The sequence below is a fragment of the Pseudoalteromonas sp. c7(2019) genome (genome assembly GCF_011378625.1).
GTDB lineage: Bacteria > Pseudomonadota > Gammaproteobacteria > Enterobacterales > Alteromonadaceae > Pseudoalteromonas > Pseudoalteromonas arctica.
Window position 1 is genome coordinate 121191 of record NZ_WTKS01000011.1, and the last position, 24641, is coordinate 145831.

General features: G+C 40.6%; 21 protein-coding genes. 10 read left to right on the forward strand and 11 right to left on the reverse strand.

The genetic code is table 11. The features are described 5' to 3' along the window. Window positions 1-12: 12 nt before the first annotated feature. From GQR38_RS13570 to GQR38_RS13585, 4 genes are all read left to right on the forward strand, one after another. Window positions 13-534 (forward strand): DUF4124 domain-containing protein, encoded by a 522-nt coding sequence (locus GQR38_RS13570; RefSeq protein ID WP_024589531.1) that lies wholly within the window; start codon window positions 13-15, stop codon window positions 532-534. A gap of 82 nt (window positions 535-616) precedes the next feature. Beyond that, window positions 617-1687 (forward strand): nitrogen regulation protein NR(II), encoded by a 1071-nt coding sequence (gene glnL / locus GQR38_RS13575; protein WP_007582173.1) that lies wholly within the window; start codon window positions 617-619, stop codon window positions 1685-1687. Between the two features lie 14 nt (window positions 1688-1701). Then, a complete protein-coding gene (gene ntrC / locus GQR38_RS13580) occupies window positions 1702-3087 on the forward strand; it encodes a nitrogen regulation protein NR(I) (RefSeq protein WP_007582175.1) in 1386 nt (461 codons plus the stop codon). Window positions 3088-3116: 29 nt separating this feature from the next. Beyond that, complete coding sequence (locus GQR38_RS13585; protein WP_010554789.1) at window positions 3117-3575, forward strand: cyclic nucleotide-binding domain-containing protein; 459 nt, start codon at window positions 3117-3119, stop codon at window positions 3573-3575. Window position 3576: 1 nt separating this feature from the next. On the opposite strand, the gene GQR38_RS13590 is transcribed toward GQR38_RS13585, so the two are convergent. Beyond that, window positions 3577-4242, reverse strand: a complete 666-nt coding sequence (locus GQR38_RS13590; RefSeq protein ID WP_024589530.1) for a hypothetical protein — start codon at window positions 4240-4242, stop codon at window positions 3577-3579. Window positions 4243-4297: 55 nt separating this feature from the next. Further along, on the reverse strand, window positions 4298-4585 hold the full coding sequence (locus GQR38_RS13595; RefSeq protein WP_007582180.1) for a hypothetical protein: 288 nt from the start codon (window positions 4583-4585) through the stop codon (window positions 4298-4300). A 245-nt stretch (window positions 4586-4830) separates the two neighbouring features. On the opposite strand from GQR38_RS13595, the gene GQR38_RS13600 reads away from it, so the two are divergent. The 4 genes from GQR38_RS13600 (at window position 4831) to GQR38_RS13615 (ending at window position 9349) form a co-directional block, all read left to right on the forward strand. Then, a complete protein-coding gene (locus GQR38_RS13600) occupies window positions 4831-5214 on the forward strand; it encodes an RNA-binding S4 domain-containing protein (protein ID WP_165722248.1) in 384 nt (127 codons plus the stop codon). Between the two features lie 101 nt (window positions 5215-5315). Beyond that, the gene (locus tag GQR38_RS13605) at window positions 5316-5744 is read left to right on the forward strand and encodes a hypothetical protein (RefSeq protein WP_165722250.1); all 429 of its coding nucleotides are present in this window, start codon (window positions 5316-5318) and stop codon (window positions 5742-5744) included. 202 nt (window positions 5745-5946) lie between these two features. Next, window positions 5947-8691 (forward strand): aconitate hydratase AcnA, encoded by a 2745-nt coding sequence (gene acnA / locus GQR38_RS13610; RefSeq protein WP_010554785.1) that lies wholly within the window; start codon window positions 5947-5949, stop codon window positions 8689-8691. Between the two features lie 403 nt (window positions 8692-9094). Next, on the forward strand, window positions 9095-9349 hold the full coding sequence (locus tag GQR38_RS13615) for a hypothetical protein (RefSeq protein ID WP_010554784.1): 255 nt from the start codon (window positions 9095-9097) through the stop codon (window positions 9347-9349). Here the strand turns inward: GQR38_RS13615 and GQR38_RS13620 are convergent, their stop codons facing one another. From GQR38_RS13620 to GQR38_RS13635, 4 genes are all read right to left on the reverse strand, one after another. Next, window positions 9350-9898, reverse strand: a complete 549-nt coding sequence (locus GQR38_RS13620) for a DUF4124 domain-containing protein (protein ID WP_008166491.1) — start codon at window positions 9896-9898, stop codon at window positions 9350-9352. Window positions 9899-10041: 143 nt separating this feature from the next. After that, on the reverse strand, window positions 10042-10782 hold the full coding sequence (locus GQR38_RS13625) for a phosphoadenylyl-sulfate reductase (RefSeq protein ID WP_007582191.1): 741 nt from the start codon (window positions 10780-10782) through the stop codon (window positions 10042-10044). 43 nt (window positions 10783-10825) lie between these two features. Continuing rightward, window positions 10826-12523, reverse strand: coding sequence for an assimilatory sulfite reductase (NADPH) hemoprotein subunit (cysI, locus tag GQR38_RS13630; protein WP_024589523.1), 1698 nt, complete (start codon window positions 12521-12523; stop codon window positions 10826-10828). Window positions 12524-12584: 61 nt separating this feature from the next. Continuing rightward, a complete protein-coding gene (locus GQR38_RS13635; protein ID WP_165722252.1) occupies window positions 12585-14399 on the reverse strand; it encodes an assimilatory sulfite reductase (NADPH) flavoprotein subunit in 1815 nt (604 codons plus the stop codon). A 303-nt stretch (window positions 14400-14702) separates the two neighbouring features. Here GQR38_RS13635 and GQR38_RS13640 point away from each other — a divergent pair, with 303 nt between their 5' ends. Next, window positions 14703-16328, forward strand: coding sequence for an endonuclease (locus tag GQR38_RS13640; protein ID WP_165722254.1), 1626 nt, complete (start codon window positions 14703-14705; stop codon window positions 16326-16328). A gap of 86 nt (window positions 16329-16414) precedes the next feature. Here GQR38_RS13640 and GQR38_RS13645 read toward each other — a convergent pair whose 3' ends face one another. After that, complete coding sequence (locus GQR38_RS13645) at window positions 16415-17401, reverse strand: hypothetical protein (RefSeq protein WP_165722256.1); 987 nt, start codon at window positions 17399-17401, stop codon at window positions 16415-16417. A gap of 417 nt (window positions 17402-17818) precedes the next feature. On the opposite strand from GQR38_RS13645, the gene GQR38_RS13650 reads away from it, so the two are divergent. Next, window positions 17819-19318 (forward strand): DUF3360 family protein, encoded by a 1500-nt coding sequence (locus GQR38_RS13650; RefSeq protein WP_007582201.1) that lies wholly within the window; start codon window positions 17819-17821, stop codon window positions 19316-19318. 91 nt (window positions 19319-19409) lie between these two features. On the opposite strand, the gene leuD is transcribed toward GQR38_RS13650, so the two are convergent. Genes leuD through leuA form a run of 4 tightly spaced genes read right to left on the reverse strand, consistent with a single transcriptional unit; the run spans window position 19410 to window position 24096 of the window. Beyond that, entirely contained in the window at window positions 19410-20009 is a 600-nt protein-coding gene (gene leuD / locus GQR38_RS13655; protein ID WP_165722257.1) for a 3-isopropylmalate dehydratase small subunit, read from the reverse strand. Then, the gene (gene leuC, locus GQR38_RS13660; RefSeq protein ID WP_007582204.1) at window positions 20009-21409 is read right to left on the reverse strand and encodes a 3-isopropylmalate dehydratase large subunit; all 1401 of its coding nucleotides are present in this window, start codon (window positions 21407-21409) and stop codon (window positions 20009-20011) included. The genes leuD and leuC overlap by 1 nt, the downstream gene beginning before the upstream one ends. Window positions 21410-21469: 60 nt before the next feature. Beyond that, window positions 21470-22546, reverse strand: a complete 1077-nt coding sequence (gene leuB / locus GQR38_RS13665; RefSeq protein WP_165722259.1) for a 3-isopropylmalate dehydrogenase — start codon at window positions 22544-22546, stop codon at window positions 21470-21472. Then, complete coding sequence (gene leuA, locus GQR38_RS13670) at window positions 22543-24096, reverse strand: 2-isopropylmalate synthase (protein ID WP_008171909.1); 1554 nt, start codon at window positions 24094-24096, stop codon at window positions 22543-22545. Before leuA ends, leuB begins: the two co-directional genes overlap by 4 nt. Window positions 24097-24641 lie beyond the last annotated feature (545 nt).

Consider the following 24641-nt stretch of genomic DNA (forward strand, 5'->3'; position numbering starts at 1 on the left):
CAGGGCTGCAGAGTGAATAACAAGATTTTATTACTATTAATTACTTTAGGATTAAGTAATTATGGTTATGCCGGTGAAACAAAAATATACGCTTGGAAAGATAAAAATGGCGTATTAGTGTTCTCAGACACCCCTCATAAAGGGGCTCAAGAAGTAAAGCTCACCAGCCAAGATCTTAATATGCCTGCAACAAATACTGACATTTTCGACGAGCAACCTCAGCCTCAACAAGCGGCCTTTAGTATTGCTATTTCCTCACCTGATCATAACCAGACTATTCGTGAAAATACCGGCACTGTTTATGTAACTAGCCGAATAAAACCACGCTTTGAAACTGGTTTTACTATACAACTTTTTATTGATGGTAAAGCACACGGCCCAGCCAGTGACAGCTCAACCTTTGCAATTAGAGATGTAGAACGTGGTCAGCACACACTACAATTAAAGCTTTTTAATAGTAAAAACCAAGTTATTGCTACAAGCGAACCCTGCATATTTTTTATGCACCGAAAAGGGCTAAACCTAGGTAACTAAATTGGGGTATTACTAAACGTGCAGCAGTGTATTTAACCATATAACTTGCTTGCAAACATCCACGCACTAAAATGGTGCAGCTATGATTAATAATAAAAACTTTAGCCCTGAGCTACTCGATGCCATTTGGCAAAATCAAACAACCGCTATCATGTTACTTGATAAAAACTTTACCGTTGTATATGCCAATACTAGTACCAGCGAGCTGCTTGGCCTTGGTAATAAGCGCTTGTTAGAACAACCGTTTGATAGCCTTTTTAACTACCATTCAATCGATTTACAGCGTATAGAACAATACTCATTAGTTGAAGGCGTAGATTGCCAGCAGCACAGAGCTGACGTGGTTTTTAGCGATTCTCGCCATGCAAAAGTAGCCGTAAGTACACGACAAATTAAGTTTAATGGCTCGCTTTATATTTTATTTGAGTGGCGCCAAACCGATGACGAAATTAAGCATGACCAAGCGTCTAATCAAATGCATCAATATCAAGCTGCCCGAAACCTAATTAGAGGCTTAGCTCACGAAATTAAAAATCCTTTAGGTGGAATTCGCGGAGCGGCGCAGTTATTGCAGTATGAGGTTGATCAACAAGAAAGAGATCAATGTGCTGAGCTCATCATTGAGCAAGCCGACCGATTACGCGAACTAGTAGATAGGCTTTTGGGGCCCAATCAACTTCCGCAAAAATCGTATGGCAATATACATCAATCACTTGAATCAGTTGCAAGGCTAAGTACGTTAGATAATTGTTCTAATATTAGCTTGGTTAAAGATTACGACCCAAGTATTCCTGATGTATACATTGATCAAGGCAAAATTCAGCAAGTAGTATTAAATATTGTTCGAAACGCCCAACAGGCGCTTGTAGATGGCGGTGAAATAACAATAAAAACCCGCATTAATCATCAGCATCGTCGCCCAGGTAAAGCACCTAAAAAAGCCTTGTTGATCCAAATATCTGATAACGGACCAGGTATTGATCCCAGTGTACGCGAAACACTGTTCTACCCTATGATCACCAATAAAGAAGGTGGCTCTGGGTTAGGACTCTCAATAGCGCAAACACTGATAGATCAACATGATGGCTATATAGAATGTGATAGCTGGCCTGGACATACTGAATTTAATATCTATCTGCCCTTTGCAGATTAATGTTTGGAGTTTGCATGAAAACAGTTTGGCTTGTAGATGATGATGCTTCTATTCGATTTGTACTTGAAAAAGCACTAACCCGTGCAGGGTTTAACACAGAGAGCTTTGCTAATGCGCAAGATGTACTAAGCGCCCTAAAGTTTAGCCAACCTACTGTTTTAGTTTCTGACGTACGAATGCCTGGTATGGATGGTATGGCGTTGCTTGAACTTATTGCAGAGCAAAACCCTGGGCTGCCGGTTATTATAATGACTGCGCACTCAGATTTAGACTCAGCTGTAAATGCATTCCAAAAAGGTGCTTTTGAATACCTAGCTAAGCCGTTTGATTTAAACGAAGCAGTGGCGCTGGTCGAAAGCGCATGCAGAGCAAACTCCACTAAAAAAACTAAACGCAAGCAAGCTCCACCAAAAAGTGCCCACATAATTGGTGAAGCGCCCGCAATGCAAGAAGTGTTTAGAGCGATAGGTAAACTATCGGCTTCTAGCATGAGCGTATTAATAAATGGCGAATCTGGAACAGGTAAAGAACTTGTCGCCAGTGCTTTGCACAATCATAGCCCACGTAAAGAAAACCAATTTATTGCACTTAACATGGCAGCCATTCCAAAAGAGCTTGTTGAGTCAGAGTTATTTGGCCACGAAAAAGGCGCATTTACGGGCGCCGACAGCGTGCGTAAAGGCCGTTTTGAGCAAGCCAATGGCGGCACACTATTTTTAGATGAAATTGGTGATATGCCACTTGATGTACAAACACGTTTATTACGCGTTCTTGCCGATGGTGAGTTTTATCGTGTTGGTGGCCATCAAAGTATAAAAGTAGATGTGCGTATTATTGCGGCTACGCACCAAAACCTTGAAGATTTAGTTAAACAGGGCAAGTTTAGGGATGATTTATTTCATCGTCTTAATGTTGTGCGCCTACGTTTACCTGCTCTTCGAGAGCGTACTGAAGATATAGAAAGCTTATCGCAACACTTTTTACATAAAAGCGCTAAAGAGCTACAAGTAGAAAGCAAAGTGCTGAGCCCTAAGGCAACTGAGCAATTACGCTTATTTAATTGGCCAGGCAATGTACGCCAATTAGAAAACACCTGTCGCTGGCTTACTGTAATGGCACCGGGTGAGCTTGTAAGCGAGCAAGACTTACCGCCGGAAATTCTGGATGCTTCGCCAACCCAGGAAGAAGGTGATTGGCTAGATGCGTTTCAGCAATGGCTTAATCAAGAGCTTAAACAAGGCAAAGAAAATATTTGGCCTGACATTCAAGCCCAGCTAGAAACTCGCTTAATTAAAACCGCACTGGCTAATTGTTCTGGTCATAAGCAAGATGCTGCTATAAAAATTGGTTGGGGACGCAACACGTTGACCCGAAAATTAAAAGAGCGCAATATTAGCTGATTAAACGCTTTTAACACATTTGGTTATTGATGAAGCTAATCGAACATATTCCATTATTCAAACAAATGGAAATTATAAACAGGCTGCACTTTTTTAAGGAATTTACGCTCAGCGAGCGCCAAGTCTTATTGGAGTCGTTCGGCCTGTTATATTTAGTAAGCCAGCATCAGTTTTTATTTAAGCAATACGATAACGACAAGCGCTTATATATTGTACTTAGCGGCGCGCTATTAGTATTTAAACATAATCATTTGCTAGAACTTGGTACTATAGAGCCCGGTGAATTTATAGGTGAAGGCGCTTTTATAAATAACCGAGAACGCAGCACTAGCGCACGTGCCAAAACCGACAGCATAGTCCTCGCTATTACCCCTGAAGCACTCACCCGCTTACCTAATGTTATCCGCGAAAAAATTAAAGACCGAATTATAGAAGGTATGAGTCTGCGCATTGCCAAACTAAGCGAGCATATAGAAACTCACGGTTAGTTCAGTCCATATAAATAATTTGTAGTGAGCAATCAAGCCAGCTGGGGTTATTAACGTGAGCTGTAAACCTGTAAGTATCAGATGGTTTGGCGCCAAAGGGCGTATTTATAAGTGGTTGTGAGTGACTGTATGTTTGCGAATAATTTTTGTAATAAATGACAACGTAACCGTATAAAAACTCCCAACCTAACCTTACAACAGCGCCACTGGGTAAGGTAAAGTCAGCATATTTATCTGTAAATGTGACGAGTAAATCATTGTACTTGTCTTCGCTGCATTGAGTTGTTCGTAACTTTTTAGGCATAACAAAGGTTGTACCCGCCACTGCATTTTTTAGATAAAAGCCTATATTGCCATCACCATAAAAATGATTTGAACGCGTTGTATAGTTAACTTGTGGCTCGTAACCTAGCCCCTGCATAATAGTAGCTAACTGCTCAGTTTCTTTTGGGTAAATTTTGTCACTTGATAAGAGTAATGTAGCCTCACCAAACTCTGATGGGATTGCCAGCGGTACATATTCATAAGGGAGCGATTGTGCTTTTAGCGCAGCATCGAGCTGATTGCTCTGTTCATCTTGCAAGTTTTCACTAAATACATACACGGTAGGTTGTTGGCACGCAGCTAATGGTAATGCCAACACACACATTAAAATTCCATTTTTCATAGTTACCTCTTTTGATTACGCTTGTAGTCTATTAAAGGTAACTATTTATAGCAATTTAATTTGTTTGGCTATCTAACCAAGCATCAACACTTTTTCGAGTATATAAAACTTCTTTAAATAAACGATGTCGTTCAAACTCGAGTTTTGTTTTTCTCGTGGCATCACCACTAACTAAACGGCTATGGGTATCATTGAACTTTGAAATTACAGAAAAACCGCGTTCATCTTGATCAGCTTGCTTTTTTACAGAATTAGCAAGGTGCTCTCTAACATCGTCAGCAGTTAACATACCTGAATTGTCTAATCCCATTAGCTCTTTTTTCATTGCCAATCTTACGCCCATTTCCTACTCCATTTAATGAAAACTATTTAATCCGCCAAAGTTTTAGCAATTAGCAGGCCATACGTAAAATTAACTGCTGCAAAGGTTACTCTTCAATTGCTTCAGTTTTTTTAAAGACAGATAAAATACATAAAAAATTTCATAGCTATTTACGTATTACAATTAGCGAAAGTCACTTGCTTTGGTGCAAAAGTAGCTGCAAGCCTTTATACTACAGCTTGTGCGTTACCCCACCGAGAGCAAATATGAACGAAGAATACATAGAAATAGAATTAGAAGAAGAGCCGATTGAGCTCTGTAAATTATTAAAAGTACTAAACTTAGTTGAAGGTGGCGGCCAAGCTAAAAACCTAATTACCGAAGGCTATGTGGGTGTTAACCATGAAATTTGTACAATAAAGCGGAAAAAATTATACAGTGGCGATGTATTAGAATTTGATGGTGAATTTTTTAAACTTGCGCTAAGTGAAGATGCAACCCCTGCAGAAAAACCTGCGATACAAACTCAAGCAGAGTCAAAGCAAGCTGCACCACAACCAACAAATCAGCCAGCTAAAAGTAAGCGTAAGCGAACTAAAAAACCAAAAGTAGATGATAAAACAGGTCGTCGACCTATTTCATTTGGTTAAGCATTTAAAAGCCCTCTTTTTATATAAAAAGGTCAACTTGTATAGTTGGCCTTTTTACTCTTTAATAACCTAGTTAATAATAATAAAAACAAGGTTATAAAATGTCTGTTAAAACACCTAAAAATTGGTTTAAGCCCGTTGTATGGGCGGCACTCGTATGGAACTTACTTGGCGTTATTGCATTTGCTATGCACATGATGATGACACCCGAAATGATAGGTAAACTTCCGCTAGATCAACAAGCTGCCTACTCTAACGTTCCTATTTGGTCAACCATTTCATTTGCTATAGCTGTATTTGGAAGCACTTTTGGTTGTCTGTTTTTACTTGCTAAAAACGCGCTGGCAACACCTACTTTTGCGCTATCGCTCGGCGCTATTTTAATTCAGCAATATTATAATTTTGTGGTCATAAACAGTATTGAGCTACTTGGCGCAAGTGCTGTATTTATGCCTATTTTTGTAATCGTTATTGCCATCGCTTTACTTTGTTTGAGTATTAAAGGTAAGCAACAAGGTTGGTTACAGTAATTAATAAGGGTTGAAATAACTTTTGACCCTACCTCTTTCAAATCATCTCTTGAAATTAAACTTTTCAGCATCATCTCTACTATATTAACTGTATAAAATTCGTTCTCTAAACACGATTTTTTACACTGGTATGTACTTTGCAACTCGAACACTACAGAGGTCACTCTTCAAAATATTTTTCTAATTCATAAAGGGGCAAATAATGAATAATAGTTTCGATACCCAACATCAGCTCACAATAAATGGTGAGCAATATCATATTCATTCTCTAAAAGGACTTGGCGACAAAGCGAAACGACTGCCCTTTTCCTTAAAAGTATTACTTGAAAACCTTCTTCGTAACGAAGATGGCGCAAATATAAAAGAACAAGATATTCAAGCCCTTCTTAATTGGGATCCTCAAGCAAAGCCTGCATCTGAAGTTGCCTTTACTCCCGCCCGTGTTGTTATGCAAGATTTTACCGGTGTACCCGCTATTGTAGATTTAGCCGCGATGCGTGACGCAATGGAAAAACTAGGTGGTGATCCTGCAAAAATAAACCCGTTATCACCTGCTGAACTTGTTATTGATCATTCGGTACAAGTAGATGGCTACGGAAATGATGGTGCATTTGATTTAAATGCAAAACTTGAATACGACCGAAATAAAGAACGTTATGAATTTTTACGTTGGGGACAAACCGCTTTTGATAATTTAAAAGTAGTGCCACCTGCAACCGGTATTGTTCACCAAGTAAACCTAGAATACTTAGCGCGCGTTGTTTTTAATGAAGAGCGCGACGGCAAAAAATTCGCTTACCCAGATACGCTTGTAGGGACTGACTCTCACACCACCATGATTAATGGCTTAGGTGTGCTTGGTTGGGGTGTAGGCGGTATTGAAGCTGAAGCAGCCATGCTTGGTCAGCCAATTAGCTTACTCATTCCACAAGTAGTCGGTATGAAGCTAAGTGGCCGCTTACCTGAAGGTACTACCGCTACAGATTTAGTATTAACGGTAACAGAAATACTGCGTAACCATGGTGTAGTGGGTAAATTTGTAGAGTTTTATGGTGATGGCCTTGCCGACTTACCACTTGCCGATAGAGCAACCATAGCGAATATGGCACCTGAATACGGCGCTACGTGTGGTATTTTCCCAATTGATGATGAAACCATTAACTACCTTCGCTTAACAAACCGCGACGAAAGTCACCTAAAGGTAATTGAGGATTACGCAAAACACCAAGGTTTATGGCGTAACGATGGTGACGAAGCGAGCTACACCGATACACTCGAGCTTAAACTAGGTGATGTTGTACCAAGCCTTGCAGGCCCTAAACGACCACAGGATAGAATTTCCCTAGACAAGGCTGGTGAAGTGATTAGCCAGCATTTAAAAAACTTTCAAGATGAACGTATGGCTCGTCGTGATAATAGCGACGAAGAACAAGCTCGTATTGAAAGTGAAGGGCCAACAACAAATCCAGATGAACCAGTTAACGAAGCGCAGTTTATGGGCGCCGCCAAGGTTAAATTTAAAGGGCAAGAGTTTGAGTTAAACGATGGCGCTTGTGTTATTGCCGCAATTACCAGCTGTACTAATACTTCTAACCCAAGTGTTATTTTAGCTGCTGGTTTGGTTGCCAAAAAAGCAAAACAGTTAGGCATTAATGTAAAACCTTGGGTTAAAACATCACTTGCACCAGGCTCTAAAGTAGTTACCGACTACCTAGAAAAAGCAGGCTTAATGGACGACTTAGAAAGCTTAGGCTTTAACTTAGTTGGCTACGGCTGTACTACGTGTATTGGTAACTCAGGGCCGCTTGCAACTGAAATATCAGACGCAATTCAAAAACATAAATTGGTAGTGAGCTCTATTTTATCGGGTAACCGTAACTTTGAAGGGCGTATTCACCAAGATGTTAAAATGAACTTTTTAGCCTCTCCTCCGCTTGTTGTAGCTTATGCCATTGCAGGTAGAACCGATATTGACGTATACAACGAACCCCTTGCTCAAGATGCTAACGGTAACGATATTTACCTTAAAAACATTTGGCCAAGCGTTAAAGAAGTAAGTGACCTAGTTAAAGAAACAGTAACTAAAGAAATGTTCGAAAAAAGCTACGCTAACGTTTACGAAGGCGATAGCCGTTGGCAGCAAATTAAAATACCAGATGGCAAACTTTACGATTGGGATGACGCATCTACCTACATTAAAAAAGCACCATTTTTTGATGGTATGAAAGTAGAACCACCGGGCATTCCTACTATTGAGGGTGCACGTTGTTTAGCTAAGCTTGGGGATTCAGTAACCACTGATCATATTTCTCCAGCAGGTGCTATTAAAGCAGATGCGCCAGCAGGTTTATACTTGCAAGAAAATGGCGTAGATAAAGCGCAGTTTAACTCGTACGGTTCACGCCGTGGTAATCACGAAGTAATGATGCGTGGTACGTTTGCTAATGTGCGTCTTAAAAACTTACTAGCACCAGGTACTGAAGGTGGCGTAACACGTACTCAGCCTGGCGATACGCTAGAGAGTATTTATGATGCAGCAATGGAGTATCAAAAAAATAATACGCCACTCATCATTTTAGCGGGTAAGGAATACGGTACGGGTTCATCTCGTGACTGGGCTGCTAAAGGCTCACTTTTATTAGGCGTTAAAGCCGTTGTAGCACAAAGCTATGAACGTATTCATCGCTCTAACTTAATTGGTATGGGTGTATTACCTCTGCAATTTAAAGAAGGTGAAAGCTACGAGTCACATGGGTTAACAGGGCAAGAACAATTTGATATTGATGGCCTGTACGATAAAACCGATGAAGTAACCGTTATTGCTACAAATGCCGAAGGTAAAAAAGTAACCTTGAGTGCTGATGTACGTATTGATACCCCTAAAGAGTGGGATTACTACAAACACGGCGGTATTTTACAATATGTACTGCGTAATATGCTCGACTAACAAAGACAGTAGTTAATACATTTAAAAGCCCAGCTTAATAATAAGCTGGGCTTTTTTATGTGTGCTGTTTGTTGTCTTAAATCAATGCTAAGCATTTAAAGCGTGCCTACACTAGGGCCTGTTGACCTTTCAGGATTAAAATTTGTTCAACCTAGGGGCTATTTAATCGCGGCGTGAGGTTTGTAACCTAGTGGGCTAAGTAAAAACCGAGCAACAAAGAGTAAATAGCCCCTAGGCAGAACCCTTCGGGCAGCGCATGTTTGGCATTTATTCCACGTTATCGCCTATTCATGGGGAATAACCACACTACATAGGCTCTGCCTTGCCTAAATACCAAACACACTGCTGCAAATTTAACCTCGAAAGATAAACAGGCCCTAGGGCTACTCTTAGTGAGGTAACTATGTCGCAAACGATGATAATTAGGCTGCTTAAAACATCAATAGTGCTTGGGTTGTGCCTTATCGTGACTGGCCACACTTTAATTGTGTCGAGTTACTTCACTGTTAATCATGGTATTAAAGGAATAATTATAGCGGCAGCATGCATTGCTATAGGCGTGTTGTTGTCGCTCCCTACTAAAATATATTTAACCGTATTACTGATGGAAGCCGAAAAACGTTATTTAAAAAACCATAAAAGCACTCACTCTAAATAATTAGAGTGCACTTAAATTATTAATTTCTTTATTACGTTTTTCTAGTTTGTCTTTTACATTTTCGGCATCATTAAATAGCTTTTTAACAGAGTCTGGGTTCAAAATACTGATCCCCTCTGGTGCAGCCGACATTGTATTTGTACTTGGAGAGGTATTTAAAATAGACGTGTCTTCTGCAGCAATAACAGTAATATCTTTAGGATCGAGTTTTACTTCAATACTTTTTACATGCGGGTTAGGTGTATCAGAAAAGTGCCATTGGCCTGTTTCGTCTTGCCACTTAAAAATTTTGCTGCTTGAGGTAGTACTTTCAGGCATTGGTTCATCAGAAATACTGCTCGCAATTTTATCGCCTGCTTGCTTAACGCCCTGCACTGCTTGGTCCAAAGTATTGCTTGAAAGAGCAACCATTTTTTCTTTAATTTGCTGAGATTCACTGCTAATTGATGATGCAGAAAGCCATGTTTGACCATCGGGCTTTTTTAAATAAAACAAAGAGATAACTGCAATAGCCATGATTGATATAGCTAAGTAGGTAAAGTATTTCATAGCGTTCCTGCTTTAATTAATCCTTTATTGCTCTGAGTCTAATAAAAAATACTTAATTAAGCAATTTTTTGTACCCTAATAAAAAAATAAAAACGCAGCCGAAGCTGCGTTTTTATTTGCAATTTAACTACACCGTAGTCGCGTTAAATACCGTCACCATCCATGTGTAGTCCGCATTCTCGGTTTAAACCAAAAAAGCGAGTTTCTTCCTCTGTCATTCCTGGTTCTAACTTACGTGTTGTATGTACGTCTCCCATAGACACATAACCTTGCTCCCATAATGGGTGGTAAGGTAAATCGTGCTTGGTAAGATACTGATACACGTCGCGGTTAGACCATTCAATAATCGGGTACACTTTAACGGTACCACGGCTAATTTCTACAAACTGTTTATCAGCACGTGTAGATGATTGATCGCGACGCAAACCACTAAACCACGTGCCCGCTTCTATTTCTTTTAACGCACGGGTCATCGGCTCTACTTTATTAAGCTGATTATATTGCTTAATGCCGTCTTCGCCTTTCTCCCATAGTTTACCAAATTTAGCCTCTTGCCATGCTGGGCTAAGCGGCGCTCTATACACCTTTAAGTTAAGTGATAAACGCTCACTCATTTGCTCAATAAACTGATACGTTTCAGGAAACAAATAGCCTGTATCGGTTAATACAACGGGAATATCTGGACGTTGTGAGGTCATTAAATGCAGCATTACTGCCGCTTGAATACCAAAGCTAGATGATAAAAAAGCCGTATTAGGCAAGTTATCAAGCGCCCATGCAACACGCTGTTCTGCGCTCATATTCGCTAGTAAACCATTAGCATCAGCTAACATAGCCGTTTGGCTTTGTTTATCTAGCTGTAAAATGTTTTTAAATTCACTCATGGTAAATTCCAAACCTCACCAGCGCCAAAGCGCTGGTATTTAATTAAGCGTGAAAATCGGTTACTGATACTTTTACTTCAGCAACAATGCCTTTGCGTATAACAAAGTCACCAAAACACTCACCATCATTGCGCTCGCTTGCCCATTGGCCAATGAGCTTATCGAATGCTTCTAGGTAAACGTCTTCGCCTACGTTCTCAAGGTACAATTTAGGAATACGTGTACCTTCTAAATTACCACCTAAGTAAACGTTGTATTTACCTGGGCCTTTACCCACTAAACCAGCTTCTGCAAGCATTGCGCGGCCACAGCCGTTCGGGCAACCTACAACGCGCATAATAATGCTGTCATCGGGTATACCGTGCTTAGCAAGTAATGCTTCAGTTTTTTCTACTAGGCTTGGTAAGTAACGCTCTGCTTCGGCCATTGCAAGTGGGCACGTAGGCAGTGAAACACACGCCATAGAATTTTTACGCTGCTGCGAATCTGTGTCGTCAATTAAGCCATGGCTACGTGCAATTTCTTCAATTACGGCTTTTTGATCTGCAGGTACGCCAGCAATAATTAAGTTTTGGTTTGCCGTCATACGCATGTCACCTTGGTGAACTTCTGCGATTTTACGACAACCTGTTTTAAGCGGCTTGCCTGGATAGTCTAAAATACGACCACTTTGAATAAATAGCGTTAAGTGGTGCTTACCATCAATGCCTTCAACCCAACCAATGCGGTCGCCACGATGAGTAAACTCAAACGGACGGCTTGGTGCAAACGTAACGCCTGAGCGCTTTTCAACTTCTGCTTTAAATACATCAACGCCTACACGGTCTAATGTGTATTTAGTTTTTGCATTTTTACGGTTTGAACGATTACCCCAATCGCGCTGCACAGATACAACATGCTCTGCAATTTTTAAGGTATCTTCTAGCGCGATAAAGCCAAAGTCATCAGCCTTACGCGGATAAGTTGCTGTATCGCCGTGCGTCATCGCAAGGCCACCGCCCACTAATACGTTAAAACCAACAAGTTTGCCGTTATCAGCAATTGCCACAAAGTTTAAATCGTTAGCGTGTACATCAACTTCGTTGTTAGGTGGAATAGTCACCGTGGTTTTAAACTTACGCGGTAAGTAATTAGATCCTAAAATTGGCTCTTCTGTGGTTTCTGCTTTTTCGCCATTTAACCAAATTTCGGCATACGCTTTCGTTTTTGGTAATAAGTGTTCAGAAATTTTTGCAGCCCAGTCGTAAGCTTCTTGATGTAGCTCAGACTCAACGGGATTAGTAGTACAAAGCACATTACGGTTAACGTCACCCGCTGTAGCAATAGAGTCTATACCTACGCTATCAAGCATTTGGTGCATGCCTTTAATATTAGGCTTTAACACTCCATGAAACTGAAACGTTTGACGCGTTGTTAAACGAATGCTGCCGTAGCTTGTTTTGTCATCTGCAAACTTGTCGATTGCTAACCACTGCTCTGGCTTAATAATACCGCCAGGCATACGTGCACGTAACATTACATTATGTAGCGGCTCTAGCTTTTGCTTAGCGCGCTCACCACGTATATCGCGGTCATCTTGTTGGTACATACCGTGAAAACGAATTAGCTGAAAGTTATCGGCTGTAAAGCCACCGGTAATTTCGTCTGTTAAATCTTTTTCTATGGTGCCACGTAAAAAGTTACTTTCTCTTTTCAAACGTTCGTTATCAGAAAGTTTTACGTTTTTATCTTGTTCGCTCATTTTAAATCCTAAATTTGTTACAGTGACGGCTGCTAGCTGTTAAATAAAATAAGAAACGTGATTAATACACGTCTTTCTGATAGCGGTTTGCGCTACGCAAATCTTTTAAATATTGCTCTGCGTCTTCATTGCTCTTGCCTGTGTTTTCTTTAACAATATCAAGCAAGGCGTTGTGTACATCTTTTGCCATGCGATTTGCATCGCCACAAATATAAAAGTGAGCGCCAGCTTCTAACCATTCAAACACGTCTTTACTGTTACTGCGTAACTTATCTTGTACGTATACTTTTTCTGCTTGGTCGCGGCTAAATGCAACATCTACTTTGTTAAGTAAACCCGATTTTAAATAACCCTGTATTTCTACTTGGTATAAAAAGTCTTGAGTGAAATGTGGGTTACCAAAAAACAACCAGTTTTTGCCTTGCGCTTCACGCGAATCACGCTCTTGTAAAAATGCACGGAACGGCGCAATACCCGTACCTGGGCCTACCATAATCACCGGTGTATCATCGTTAGTGGGTAGGCGGAAATTGTCGTTGTGTTCGCTAAATACTTTAACTTTACAACCTTCTTCTGCACGACGAGTTAAGTAACCAGTACAGCCACCTAAATGCTCGCTATCAAATGCATCAAACTGCACTAGACCTAGTGTTAAATGTACTTCGTCTTCAACCTCAGCTTGGCTAGATGCAATTGAGTACAAACGAGCTTGTAGTTTACGTAGGCAATCTACTAATGTTTGCGCATCAATTTTTGCAGGGTTTTGGCGAATCACATCAAATATTTGGCGAGGTTCAATATACGCACGCATTGCGGCTTTATCTTCTACAAGCTTTAATAATTCAGGCGTACCAGTTGCTATTGCGTATTTTTCTACAAAACCTGGGTATGACTGAGTCAGCTCTAGTTTTTCAATAAGTGCATCACGTACGCTTAGCTCTTCATCACCTACTTTTACAATGCTTGTTGCATCTATTTGAGTAAGTGTAAGTACTTCATCAACTAATACATCATCATTTAAAAAGTACACACCTAATGAATCACCAGGTGTGTAAGTAATGTCTGAACCTTCAAGCGAAATTTCAACGTGGCGTACATCTTTAGTTGAGTCGCGACCGGTAATTTTTTGAACTGTTAATAGCTCTGCTTCAAATGGATTTTGCTTTGTGTATTGGCTTGAAGCGGTCGTTGGTGCGCCAAATGGCATTGATACAACTTGACCACCAGCGGCTTCTTGCTGCGCTTTTAAATCAGGTTCGAATGCATCAACTGCACCGGCAATCCATGTTGCAGCTTCATCTTCGTAATCTACATCTAAATCAGCACGTTGATATATGGTTTGCGCACCGAGTTTATTTAAACGCTCTTCAAAATCTTTTGCTGTTTGGCAGAAAAACTCATAGCTAGAATCACCTAAGCCAATAACCGCTATTTTTACATCGTCTAGTTTTGGCGCTTTTTTAGTGGCTAAAAACTCGTGAAGTGTTTCTGCGTCTTCAGGTGGCTCACCTTCGCCGTAAGTAGATACAACGATAGTTAAAAACTTTTCTTTTTTCAGGGCTGTTGGTTTGTAATCTGACATGCTAACAAGCTTAACTGCTAAGCCTCGCGACTCAGCCTGCTCTTTCATTTTGGTAGCTACACCTTTTGCGTTACCTGTTTGCGAACCATATAAAATAGTTAGCGCTGCTGCATCACCCGCAGCCGGTACGCCTGCCGTAGGAGCACCTAACGCAGCCGAATTAGCATTTGCAGCTAAGTAACCACTTACCCACGCTTGTTGAATTGGATTAAGTTCAGCCACTAAACCTTGCAGCTTTTGTACTTGATCTTGCGATAGCGGGCTTGCCGCAGCATTTAGTTGACCTAACAACATGAATCGATTCCCCATAACCCTGAAAATTAAACACAACACACTTTGTGTATTGTTAAAAATGAGTTTTACCTCATCCAGAGCGTATCTGTTGAGGTTTTCTAAGTATGTAGGATAACGGGCTCTGCATAGATAAAAAAAGAATAGAATCTGCTTTGATATTCCATTTAGTTATTAATTTATAAAAATACCTTCAAAAACAGATTAAAGGACGATTATTGCTTTTTACAGCACTTTAAATTAACAATTTTGCAACCTAACTAATGTAGGGTATATTCCTCATTCAAAATAAAAATAGGAACAACTATGTTACACGGGAAATATAAAAATAAACTACTTAGTACCGCTTTGTTACTTGGCTCATTACCTGTAATGGCCAATGTAGCTAATGGCGGATTTGAACAATGGTCAGGTAATACACCTAGCTCTTGGAGCACTATTGATAGCGGAATCAGCTTAACGCGCTCAACTAGTACAGTTAAAAGCGGTAGTAGCTCTGCTGCTGTCAATGTAACTACAGGATCGCAAAGTAACACTGATTTACTACAACAAGTTGCTGTAGAAGCGGGTAAAACCTATAACTTTTCGGCTGATGTTTACCACACCGAAGGTAAAATTAAAGCTCGCTTGTATGTAGATGGTTATCAAGGCTATTCAAATCAAGCACAAACTAACCAATGGCAAACAGTTAGCCATAGCTATACAGCAAGCAGTGATAAAACAATTAGCGTAGGGCTTAGGTTTTATGATGTAAGTGGATTTGATGGCAGCGAAACCGTATACGTAGATAACTTTTTACCAAACGCTGATGGCAGCGCATCAACAAGTTGTACCGACAATAGCCTTACACTAACGCTTAATACCGATAATTACGGTAGCGAAACTAGCTGGGCCGTTAATAACAATCAAGGTAGCGCTGTTGCTAACGGCAGTGGTTACGCATCAAACTCTCAGTATGATGAGCAAATATGCCTAACTGATGGTACTTACACACTTGTTATTAGCGACAGTTACGGCGATGGTATGTGTTGTTCAACAGGTAGTGGCAGTTATGCGCTTAAGCAAGGCTCTACCACACTTGCTAGCGGTGCAAGTTTTAATAATACAGACAGCACGGCATTTACTTTAGGTAGTGGCTCTGGTGATGGCGGCGGGACCAACCCAACACCCACTGGCTACTATGTTACTGCTCAAGGGCTATCGGGTTATGCACTAAAAACTGAGCTTTATAATATTATTAAAGATCATAATGCACAGGGTTACTCGGCTATTTGGAATTTTTACGACTCATCAGCACGTGATACATACTTTGAAAACGATAACAGCATTTTAGATATGTATAGCGAAAAACCAAACGGCTCTGACAGCTACAATTATGCTGCGGTGAGCGATCAATGTGGTAACTATAGTGGAGAAGGCGGCTGTTACAACCGTGAGCATTCATTTCCTAAAAGCTGGTTTGGCGGCACTATTGAGCCAATGAACTCAGATGTGCATCATATTTACGCAACCGACGGTTATGTAAACTCAAAACGTAGTAACTTCCCATTTGGTGAAGTAGCAAGCGCTTCATTTACATCAACTAACGGAAGTAAATTAGGTTCTGCCGCAAATTCATTAAATTACTCAGGTACTGTATTTGAGCCAATTGACGAATTTAAAGGTGACTTTGCTCGCGCTTATTTTTACATGGCAACGCGCTACGAAAATGTAATAGGCACTTGGCAAACCAAAACGACCTCAAGTAATGCTGTACTTAATGGTTCAAGCAACCAAGTATTCGAGAACTGGGTTGTAGCCATGCTGCTTAACTGGCATAACAGCGATCCTGTAAGCCAAATGGAACTTGACCGTAACCAAGCAGCGTTTGAATTTCAAGGCAATCGTAACCCGTATATCGACCACCCTGAATTTGTAGAAATGATTTGGTAAAAGTTAGCAGTTAAAACAAAAGCCTTTGCAAATGCAAAGGCTTTACCTTTTAGCGTGTAATATTTTTATAAACACAATGCTTTAAGCTAATTATAAGAAACAGCTGCGATAAGTGATTTTTCAGCTCTGTTTTTCATCAACGTTAAAAGTGAATGATGAAAATCTTGAAATATCACCTCACCCCATATTCGCGAATAAACACCAAAATTTGTATTATCTTGCACGGTCGTTTTTAACGTTAAAATCGTATTGCCGATTTTATCTTCACTTAACTCATATCCACCGTAAAGAGGTGAAAAGTATTCACCGCCTAGTTTTACGTGTTTATCGAGTGCGTCATCGGGGATAGCATCAGGGTCTATATCAAATCTATAATGCATCTGTTTATTTGGTTGCCAGTCGGTTATTACTTCTTTAAACACAACGCCTTTTTGCCAAGTACTTGTGCGAACAGCGCCTATACCGCTAGCATTCATACTTGCCTTTAATGGCTTTGGTACACCAATTAATTGAGTGAGTGAAAAAGGCACTTCCTGTGGTTTTATGTCACTCACATTAGCTAACTGCTGCCACACAACATTGATGGGCGCGTTAATAGCTATTGAATTTGTTACTTCGTATGTTTTTGATAAATGTAAAAAGTTAACTTCAATAGGTGAGAGCAATATAGGTAACAACGCGATTGATAATAAAGAACTATTCGCTTTTTTTATTTTACGTTTTCTAACAAAGCCCGCAAGTAACCCACCAATGCTGGCAAAAAACATAAAAGCAGGCAAAGCCATTGCCACACAAATGCTCCCTTCAAGCAAAGTAATTATACTTACAAATAAAAAAACAAAAATAGGCTGCCAAGCAATCGTGATCATTTGCCTTTTAGTTAATGTTTTTGATTCGTTGTACTCAAAGTGAATACGAATATAGCCAATAGCAACAGGCACTAAAAACATAAATGATATAGAGACTAAGCTACCTAAATTGTAAGCATTGACTAGCTCTACAAACAGCCGCATAAATATGCCGTAAAGCGTACCAAGTAAAATACCAATTGATTTAGGGGAGTTGAGTTGCATCTCTATTCTTTATTGTTGTTATTAACAATCCGAAAGTAACAGAAGTATTATTTCACCACAAATAAAACGAAATTAACGGCTGCTACCAATAAGCTTTTCAAACAAAGCGGCTTTTACAGCCACTAAGACTAAAGGATAATAACCTGCCATTAACACTACTCCCCGCTATAAACAGTAATCAAACTCCTTAAAATAAAAAACAAGCCATTGATTTATAATAACTTTAAATCATTTTGTATAGTTTTATAATTTCTAACGTAAAGCTGACTGTCAGATTAACTGTATTAAAAACAACCATGCACGACCTTTTGCCTATACATCCCAGCCTAAGAGCTGATTTACCCTGCATGTTCAATATTCATTTGCTTTAACAAAGCCGTATTTATTTGATTAAGCAACAATGTTGCAGGAGAACGCATGCAAACTACACCACCCGGTGATGCACCATCAAACACGCACAAGGATGCTCAAAGCTACGAGCAACTTCACAAGCCGAGTTCAGAGTTTAATACTCGCGACGAGTACCTCGAACATGAATTACAAATTATGCAGCCTAAGCGCTGGCGTCCTAATTTACCGTTTAGAGATTACCGATTTGAATTTGAAGACACTATACCTGCAATGGCGGGCACTATTGGTAAAGTCGTTATGGTGGGGGCTATTGCAGCAACCTTTGCGGCGCCTCTTGGTTTAAGCGATGCATTTGTTTTAGAAAATGTACGTTACGAATTACTCATTGTTTCTATTTTTATCATCTTATTCTCAGGCTTTATTTTACCAACAGCCAACTTGGCTGGTACTCACGGCCCGCTTATTCCGTTAATTCCTATTGTTGTTGCTGCTGGCGGTCACCCTATGGCGTTTGGCTTACTCATTGGTGCCTTTGGTTTTATTTTAGCCATAACCAAGGGAGGAAGTATGCTCGCGCGCCTAACCAGTAAAGGTGTATGTGGCGGGCTACTTATTTATTTAGGCTTTATTGGTACTATTTCGCAAGTTAAAAAGCTGTTTGCTTGGGCTGAAGCCATTGATATGGCACACATTGCGTTTATTGTTATTTTAGCCACCATTTTATTGTATGCGCTATTAGAGCACTTTAAAAAGCGTTGGTTAGCCGTGCCGTTAAGTTGCCTTATTGGTGGCGTGGTTGCCTTTGCCTTAGGCGCACCGTTTGAGTTTCATACTGCACCGGGTTTACCAAATATGAACCCAGCTTACTGGTGGGGCGAAAACACGGGTTGGATGCTAGGTTTACCAACGCTTGAAAGCTTTGTTGTTGTACTCCCATTTGCAGTGCTCGCCGTTGCTATGTGGTCTCCTGATTTTTTAGGCCATCAAGTATTTCAAAAAATAAGTTATCCGCAACGCACTGAAAAAGTACAAATGAATATCGACGACACCATGTTAAGTGCATCGGTTAGACAAACATTTGGCTCACTTGCTGGTGGTGCTAACTTTGCGTCCTCTTGGGGTACTTATATTGTGCCTGCTGCTATAGCTAAACGCCCTATCCCTGCTGGCGCTATTTTAACTGCATTATTTTGTATAATTGCAGGTTTATGGGGTTACCCTATGGATTTAGCAATTTGGCAGCCTGTATTGTGTGTAGCGCTTATTGTTGGTGTGTTTATCCCGTTACTTGAGGCTGGCATGGAAATGACGCGCGAAGGTAAAACGACGCAATCAGCCGCTATTGTGGTATTTGCTTCGACCTTAGTTAATCCTGCTTTTGGTTGGTCACTTACTATGTTACTTGATAACTTAGGGCTGATTGGCTGTAAAGAGCGCAGCGCTGAGCTAACTAAAATGAGCCGCTGGGTGATTCCACTTATTATGTTTGTGTTACTTACCACTGTAATGGCAATTGTAGGTATGTTACCTGGTATACCGGCGTTAATGGCTGACTTTAGGCATTAACCTTTAGCTACCACATCTAATATTTACCCACAAAAAAGCACGGCAATTGCCGTGCTTTTTAATACGTGATTCTTAATTACAGGTTAAGAAATTACTGCCAAGAACGCTCAGTAGCCAGTTTCTTTTCAAACGCATCTATTTGTGAGTTTAGCGTTTCGGTTACACCAATAAAGTCTAAACCACTTAACAAACGCTCTTTTACCTCTTTACTAATATCAAAACTAATCGGTGCAAACTTACTGCTTGTTAGTGTTTGATTTTCAAGATCGATTTCAATGTTAATATCGTCGTGCTGCTCGCTAAGTACAAACAATTGCTCAAGCGTATCGGCAGGTAACGCAATGGCTAACATTTGGTTGTTACCACAGTTATTAAAGAAAATATCTGCAAAACTTTCAGCCAAAATCACTTCAAAACCATATTGCTTAAGCGCCCATGGCGCGTGCTCACGAGATGAGCCACAACCAAAGTTATCGCGCGTTAATAATATTTTTGCACCTTGGTAACAAGGGCGATTTAAAATAAAGTCAGGGTTTGGCTCGTCGTTATCTAGGTAACGCCAATCATAAAATAATGCGGCATCAAAACCTTCGCGGCTAGTTGATGTTAAAAACTGCTTAGGAATAATTTGGTCAGTATCTACATTGTTTTTATCAAGTGGAGCCATTAAGCCACTAAAAAATACGCTCATTATGCTTCTCCTCTAATATCAACAAAGTGACCATGTATTGCAGCGGCTGCCGCCATTGCAGGACTAACTAAATGTGTACGCCCGCCACGACCTTGGCGACCCTCAAAGTTACGGTTAGAAGTAGATGCACAACGCTTGCCTGCTTCTAGGCGGTCATCGTTCATCGCTAAACACATAGAACAACCTGGTTCGCGCCATTCAAAGCCAGCGGCTTTAAAAATATCGGCTAAACCTTCGTCTTCAGCTTGTTTTTTAACTAAACCAGAACCCGGTACAATTAATGCTTCTATGCCGGCTACAACATGTTTGCCTTCAACAATTTTTGCAGCTGCGCGTAAATCTTCAATGCGGCTATTTGTACATGAGCCAATAAATACCGTGTCTACTTTTGCGCTTGATAATTTATCGCCCGCTTTTAAGTCCATGTATTTAAGTGCGCTGCGAATAGCATCGGCTTTAATTAAGTCTGGTTCTTTATCTGGATCGGGTATGCACTCATCAACACCAATTACTTGCTCTGGGCTTGTGCCCCAGGTAATTTGTGGCTGAATGTCGTCGGCATTTAGCTCAACAACTAAATCAAAGTGTGCGCCTTCATCCGTTTTTAATGTTTCCCAATATTCAACGGCTGCATCAAAATCTGCGCCTTTTGGTGCAAACGGACGACCTTTTAAGTAATCATAAGTAATTTGGTCAGAAGCAATTAAACCCGCTTTTGCACCCATTTCTATGCTCATATTACATAGCGTCATACGGGCTTCCATTGAAAGCGCTTCAATGCCTGCACCACAAAACTCAGCTACATAACCTGTGCCACCAGCGGTACCTAACTTGCCAATTACCGCCATAATTAAATCTTTAGCCGTAACCGTTGGACGCAATACACCGTTAATTTGAATTTTTAACGATTTCGCCTTTTTTTGCTGTAGCGTTTGCGTTGCTAATACGTGCTCAACTTCAGACGTACCAATACCATGCGCTAATGCGCCAAACGCACCATGTGTAGAGGTATGGCTATCGCCACATACAATGGTTGTACCTGGCAAAGTAATACCCTGCTCTGGACCCATTACGTGCACAATGCCTTGGTTAATTGAGTTTAAATCGTAAAGTACAATACCAAACTCTTTACAGTTTTTATCAAGCGCCATTAATTGGTTTTTAGATACTTCGCTTGCGGCATCAAGTGATCGGCTTTTAGTCGATACGTTATGATCCATCGTTGCAAAGGTTTTTTCTGGGCAACGTACAGTACGGTTTTTTTCACGTAGACCTGCAAAAGCCTGCGGAGAAGTCACCTCGTGCACTAAATGGCGGTCAATATAAAGTAAGTCGGTTTGCTCGTTTATGCTGGCAACGGTGTGTGCTTGCCAAATTTTTTCGTATAACGTTTGGGCCACTTGCTAATTCCCTAATCTGTTTGAGTTGCAGCATAACGGTGCTGCAACTTTAATATGTTATTAAATGCGTGAAACGATGGCTGCTGCTACATCGCTTGTGCTGTAACCTGCACTTGGATATATATCTGGTGTACCAACGCCTGCTTCTACGGCTTCTGCTACTGCTTTTTCAATTGTGCGAGCCGCTTCGTCTTGCCCTAGCGAGTAACGTAGCATTAATGCGGCACTTAATATTTGTGCTATTGGGTTTGCAACGCCTTTACCTGCAATATCTGGCGCTGAGCCGCCTGCTGGCTCGTACAACCCAAAACCCGATTGATTCAAGCTTGCTGATGGTAATAAGCCCATTGAGCCTGTGATCATGGCGCACTCATCTGACAAAATATCACCAAATAAGTTATCACAAAGTAGTACGTCAAACTGGCTAGGCTGTTTAACTAACTGCATAGCGGCGTTATCTACGTAAATGTAATCTAAGCTTACTTCTGGGTAGTCTTTACTAACTTCAGTTACTACTTCGCGCCATAATACACTTGATGCTAATACATTGGCTTTATCTACCGACGTTACGTGGTTACTACGTAGTTTCGCCGCTTCAAAAGCAAAGCGTGCAATACGTTCAATTTCTTTTCGTGAGTATGTTTGCGTATCAAATGCAAACTCTTCTGCGCCTTCACCACTGCGACCTTTTTCACCAAAATAAATGCCGCCAGTTAGTTCGCGCACACACAAAATATCAAAACCTTTTTCGCTAATATCAGCGCGAAGTGGCGACGCTGCACTTAATGCAGGTAATAACTGTGCAGGGCGTAAATTACAAAACAAACCAAAGTGCTTACGAAGCGGCAATAACGATGCGCGCTCAGGCTGCTCGTTTGGTGGTAAGTTTTCCCATTTAGGACCGCCTACCGAACCAAATAAAATAGCATCGGCACTTTCACAGGCACTAAGTGTTTTTGGTGGTAATGCTTCACCAAATTCATCAATGGCTGCGCCACCAATAGCATGATGCTGACGGTTTAATGTAAAACCAAACTTATTGCTCACAGCATCAAGTACTTGCTCTGCTGCTGCCATTACTTCTGGACCAATACCGTCGCCAGCTAATACTGCAACGCTGTAGTTTGTTTTACTCATCCTGCTTTCCTTTGTTGTTTTAAATCAGACACTTTTTGTGCACGATAAATTAAGTTATAAACACGGATCATGGCGCGTACCGACGCTTCAACCACATCCGCTGCAATGCCCGCACCGTGATAAGGGCGACCATCGTATTTAGCAATAATGTTTACTTGGCCTAATGAACTTGCACCTTGACCTGTTGCTTCTAAGTTATATTCAATCATTTCAACGCTCATACCTGTTAAGCGCTCAATGGCTGCAAACGAGGCTTCTACTGGGCCATTACCCGTCGCGGCTTCTTGTTTGGCTTCGCCATCAATGCGCATTCCAATGGTAGAGCTTGCTACCGATTGCGAGTTAGAGGCTGAGTTAACAAATTCTAATTGGTATTTTTCGTCTTTGTCGTTAATTTGATTAAAGTAAATCATCGCCTCAAGGTCGTAATCGTATACGGTGCCTTTTTGGTCAGCCAATTCGATAAAGCTTTTATATAAGCCATCCATATCGTAATCAGATTTTTGATAGCCCAACTCTTCTAAGCGATGCTCAATAACATGGCGACCCGAGCGCGAAGTCATATTTAATTGGTTGCTTGGCACACCAACGCTTTCTGGCGACATAATCTCATAAGTATTTTGCGCTTTTAATACACCGTCTTGGTGAATGCCTGAGCTGTGTGCAAAGGCGTTTTCGCCAACAATCGCTTTATTTGGTTGTACTGGCATATTACAAATTTTAGCCACTTGGCGAGATGCGCGGTAAATTTCTTCACTTTTAATATCTGTGTATACTTTTAAGTGGTCGTGGCGCATTTTCATGATCATCGCCACTTCTTCAAGCGAGCAATTACCAGCGCGCTCACCAATGCCATTAATAGTACACTCAATTTGACGTGCGCCGGCTTGCACTGCGGCTACCGAGTTTGCTACTGCTAAACCTAAATCGTTATGGCAATGCACACTTAAACGCGCTTTATCAATATTTGGCACGTTATTCATTAAATGGCGGATCATCGCGGCGTATTCGTCTGGCGTTACAAAACCAACGGTGTCTGGCAAGTTAATAGTAGAGGCACCAGCGTTAATTGCCTGCTCAACAATTTTACATAAATCCCAATGCGGCGTACGACCGGCATCTTCACACGAAAACTCAACATCATCAGTATAGTTACGTGCCAATTTAATTGATTTAACGGCCATTGCTGTTGCATCGTCTAGGCTCATGCGTAATTTATGTTCAAGGTGCAAAGGGCTTGTAGCAATAAAAGTATGAATACGGCTTTGCTGTGCTGTGCGAAGAGCTTCGCCGCAGGCTTCAATGTCTTTAGCAACTGAGCGTGCTAAACCACAAATAATTGGACCTTTTACTTCGGTTGCAATACGTTGCACCGAGCGAAAATCAGCAGGGCTCGAAACCGGAAAACCCACTTCCATCACATCCACATTCAAGCGGCTAATTGTATGTGCTAATTGAATTTTATCATCTTCAGTAAGGCTTGCTTTAAGCGCCTGTTCGCCATCACGTAAGGTGGTATCAAAAATCCATACTTTATCTTGCTCTTGCATAACTGCCCCTCATTCCTATGTTACCCAAATTTCAATTAATCCCAGCCGCGAGATAAAAAAAACCCCGCAATTGCGGGGTTTTTAGTGTTCAACTCGATGCAAACACACTAATCCCCGCTCACTTGCCATAGCAGTAAGAGGTTAAGTTTTAGTGTAATTAAACGAATAATATGCATCTTGTTTTCTTATGTGTGTGTTCAGTGAAGCCTATTTTTAACATTACAAAGCCATGGAAGCAAGCATAAAAATTCCACAAAACACCTTTAAAACATAATCATAAAGAAAATAAAAACCAATAAACCTTAAATAACAAGATTAAAAATACCAAACACGCTTCTTGCCACCATAATCAAATCGGCTTTAAAGTGATCTCCGATTAGATAAGTTTTATTATTTTTATCTGGGCTTATAAAGTAATCCCATGTTTAATAATTAAAAAGTGCCATTACTCACTTTATCGACAAAATAGTCAAAGTGATTTGAGCTATATTGAGCCTACTTGCATATCAATAGAATCGATTCATTCTGTTCAAAGTATTCTGTTA

Coding starts and splice junctions, on each gene's coding strand:
- glnL (WP_007582173.1), top strand. CDS start 617: ATGATTAATAATAAAAACTTTAGCCCTGAGCTACTCGATGCCATTTGG.
- ntrC (WP_007582175.1), top strand. CDS start 1,702: ATGAAAACAGTTTGGCTTGTAGATGATGATGCTTCTATTCGATTTGTA.
- GQR38_RS13585 (WP_010554789.1), top strand. CDS start 3,117: ATGAAGCTAATCGAACATATTCCATTATTCAAACAAATGGAAATTATA.
- GQR38_RS13590 (WP_024589530.1), bottom strand. CDS start 4,242: ATGAAAAATGGAATTTTAATGTGTGTGTTGGCATTACCATTAGCTGCG.
- GQR38_RS13595 (WP_007582180.1), bottom strand. CDS start 4,585: ATGGGCGTAAGATTGGCAATGAAAAAAGAGCTAATGGGATTAGACAAT.
- GQR38_RS13600 (WP_165722248.1), top strand. CDS start 4,831: ATGAACGAAGAATACATAGAAATAGAATTAGAAGAAGAGCCGATTGAG.
- GQR38_RS13605 (WP_165722250.1), top strand. CDS start 5,316: ATGTCTGTTAAAACACCTAAAAATTGGTTTAAGCCCGTTGTATGGGCG.
- acnA (WP_010554785.1), top strand. CDS start 5,947: ATGAATAATAGTTTCGATACCCAACATCAGCTCACAATAAATGGTGAG.
- GQR38_RS13615 (WP_010554784.1), top strand. CDS start 9,095: ATGTCGCAAACGATGATAATTAGGCTGCTTAAAACATCAATAGTGCTT.
- GQR38_RS13620 (WP_008166491.1), bottom strand. CDS start 9,898: ATGAAATACTTTACCTACTTAGCTATATCAATCATGGCTATTGCAGTT.
- GQR38_RS13625 (WP_007582191.1), bottom strand. CDS start 10,782: ATGAGTGAATTTAAAAACATTTTACAGCTAGATAAACAAAGCCAAACG.
- cysI (WP_024589523.1), bottom strand. CDS start 12,523: ATGAGCGAACAAGATAAAAACGTAAAACTTTCTGATAACGAACGTTTG.
- GQR38_RS13635 (WP_165722252.1), bottom strand. CDS start 14,399: ATGTTGTTAGGTCAACTAAATGCTGCGGCAAGCCCGCTATCGCAAGAT.
- GQR38_RS13640 (WP_165722254.1), top strand. CDS start 14,703: ATGTTACACGGGAAATATAAAAATAAACTACTTAGTACCGCTTTGTTA.
- GQR38_RS13645 (WP_165722256.1), bottom strand. CDS start 17,401: ATGCAACTCAACTCCCCTAAATCAATTGGTATTTTACTTGGTACGCTT.
- GQR38_RS13650 (WP_007582201.1), top strand. CDS start 17,819: ATGCAAACTACACCACCCGGTGATGCACCATCAAACACGCACAAGGAT.
- leuD (WP_165722257.1), bottom strand. CDS start 20,009: ATGAGCGTATTTTTTAGTGGCTTAATGGCTCCACTTGATAAAAACAAT.
- leuB (WP_165722259.1), bottom strand. CDS start 22,546: ATGAGTAAAACAAACTACAGCGTTGCAGTATTAGCTGGCGACGGTATT.
- leuA (WP_008171909.1), bottom strand. CDS start 24,096: ATGCAAGAGCAAGATAAAGTATGGATTTTTGATACCACCTTACGTGAT.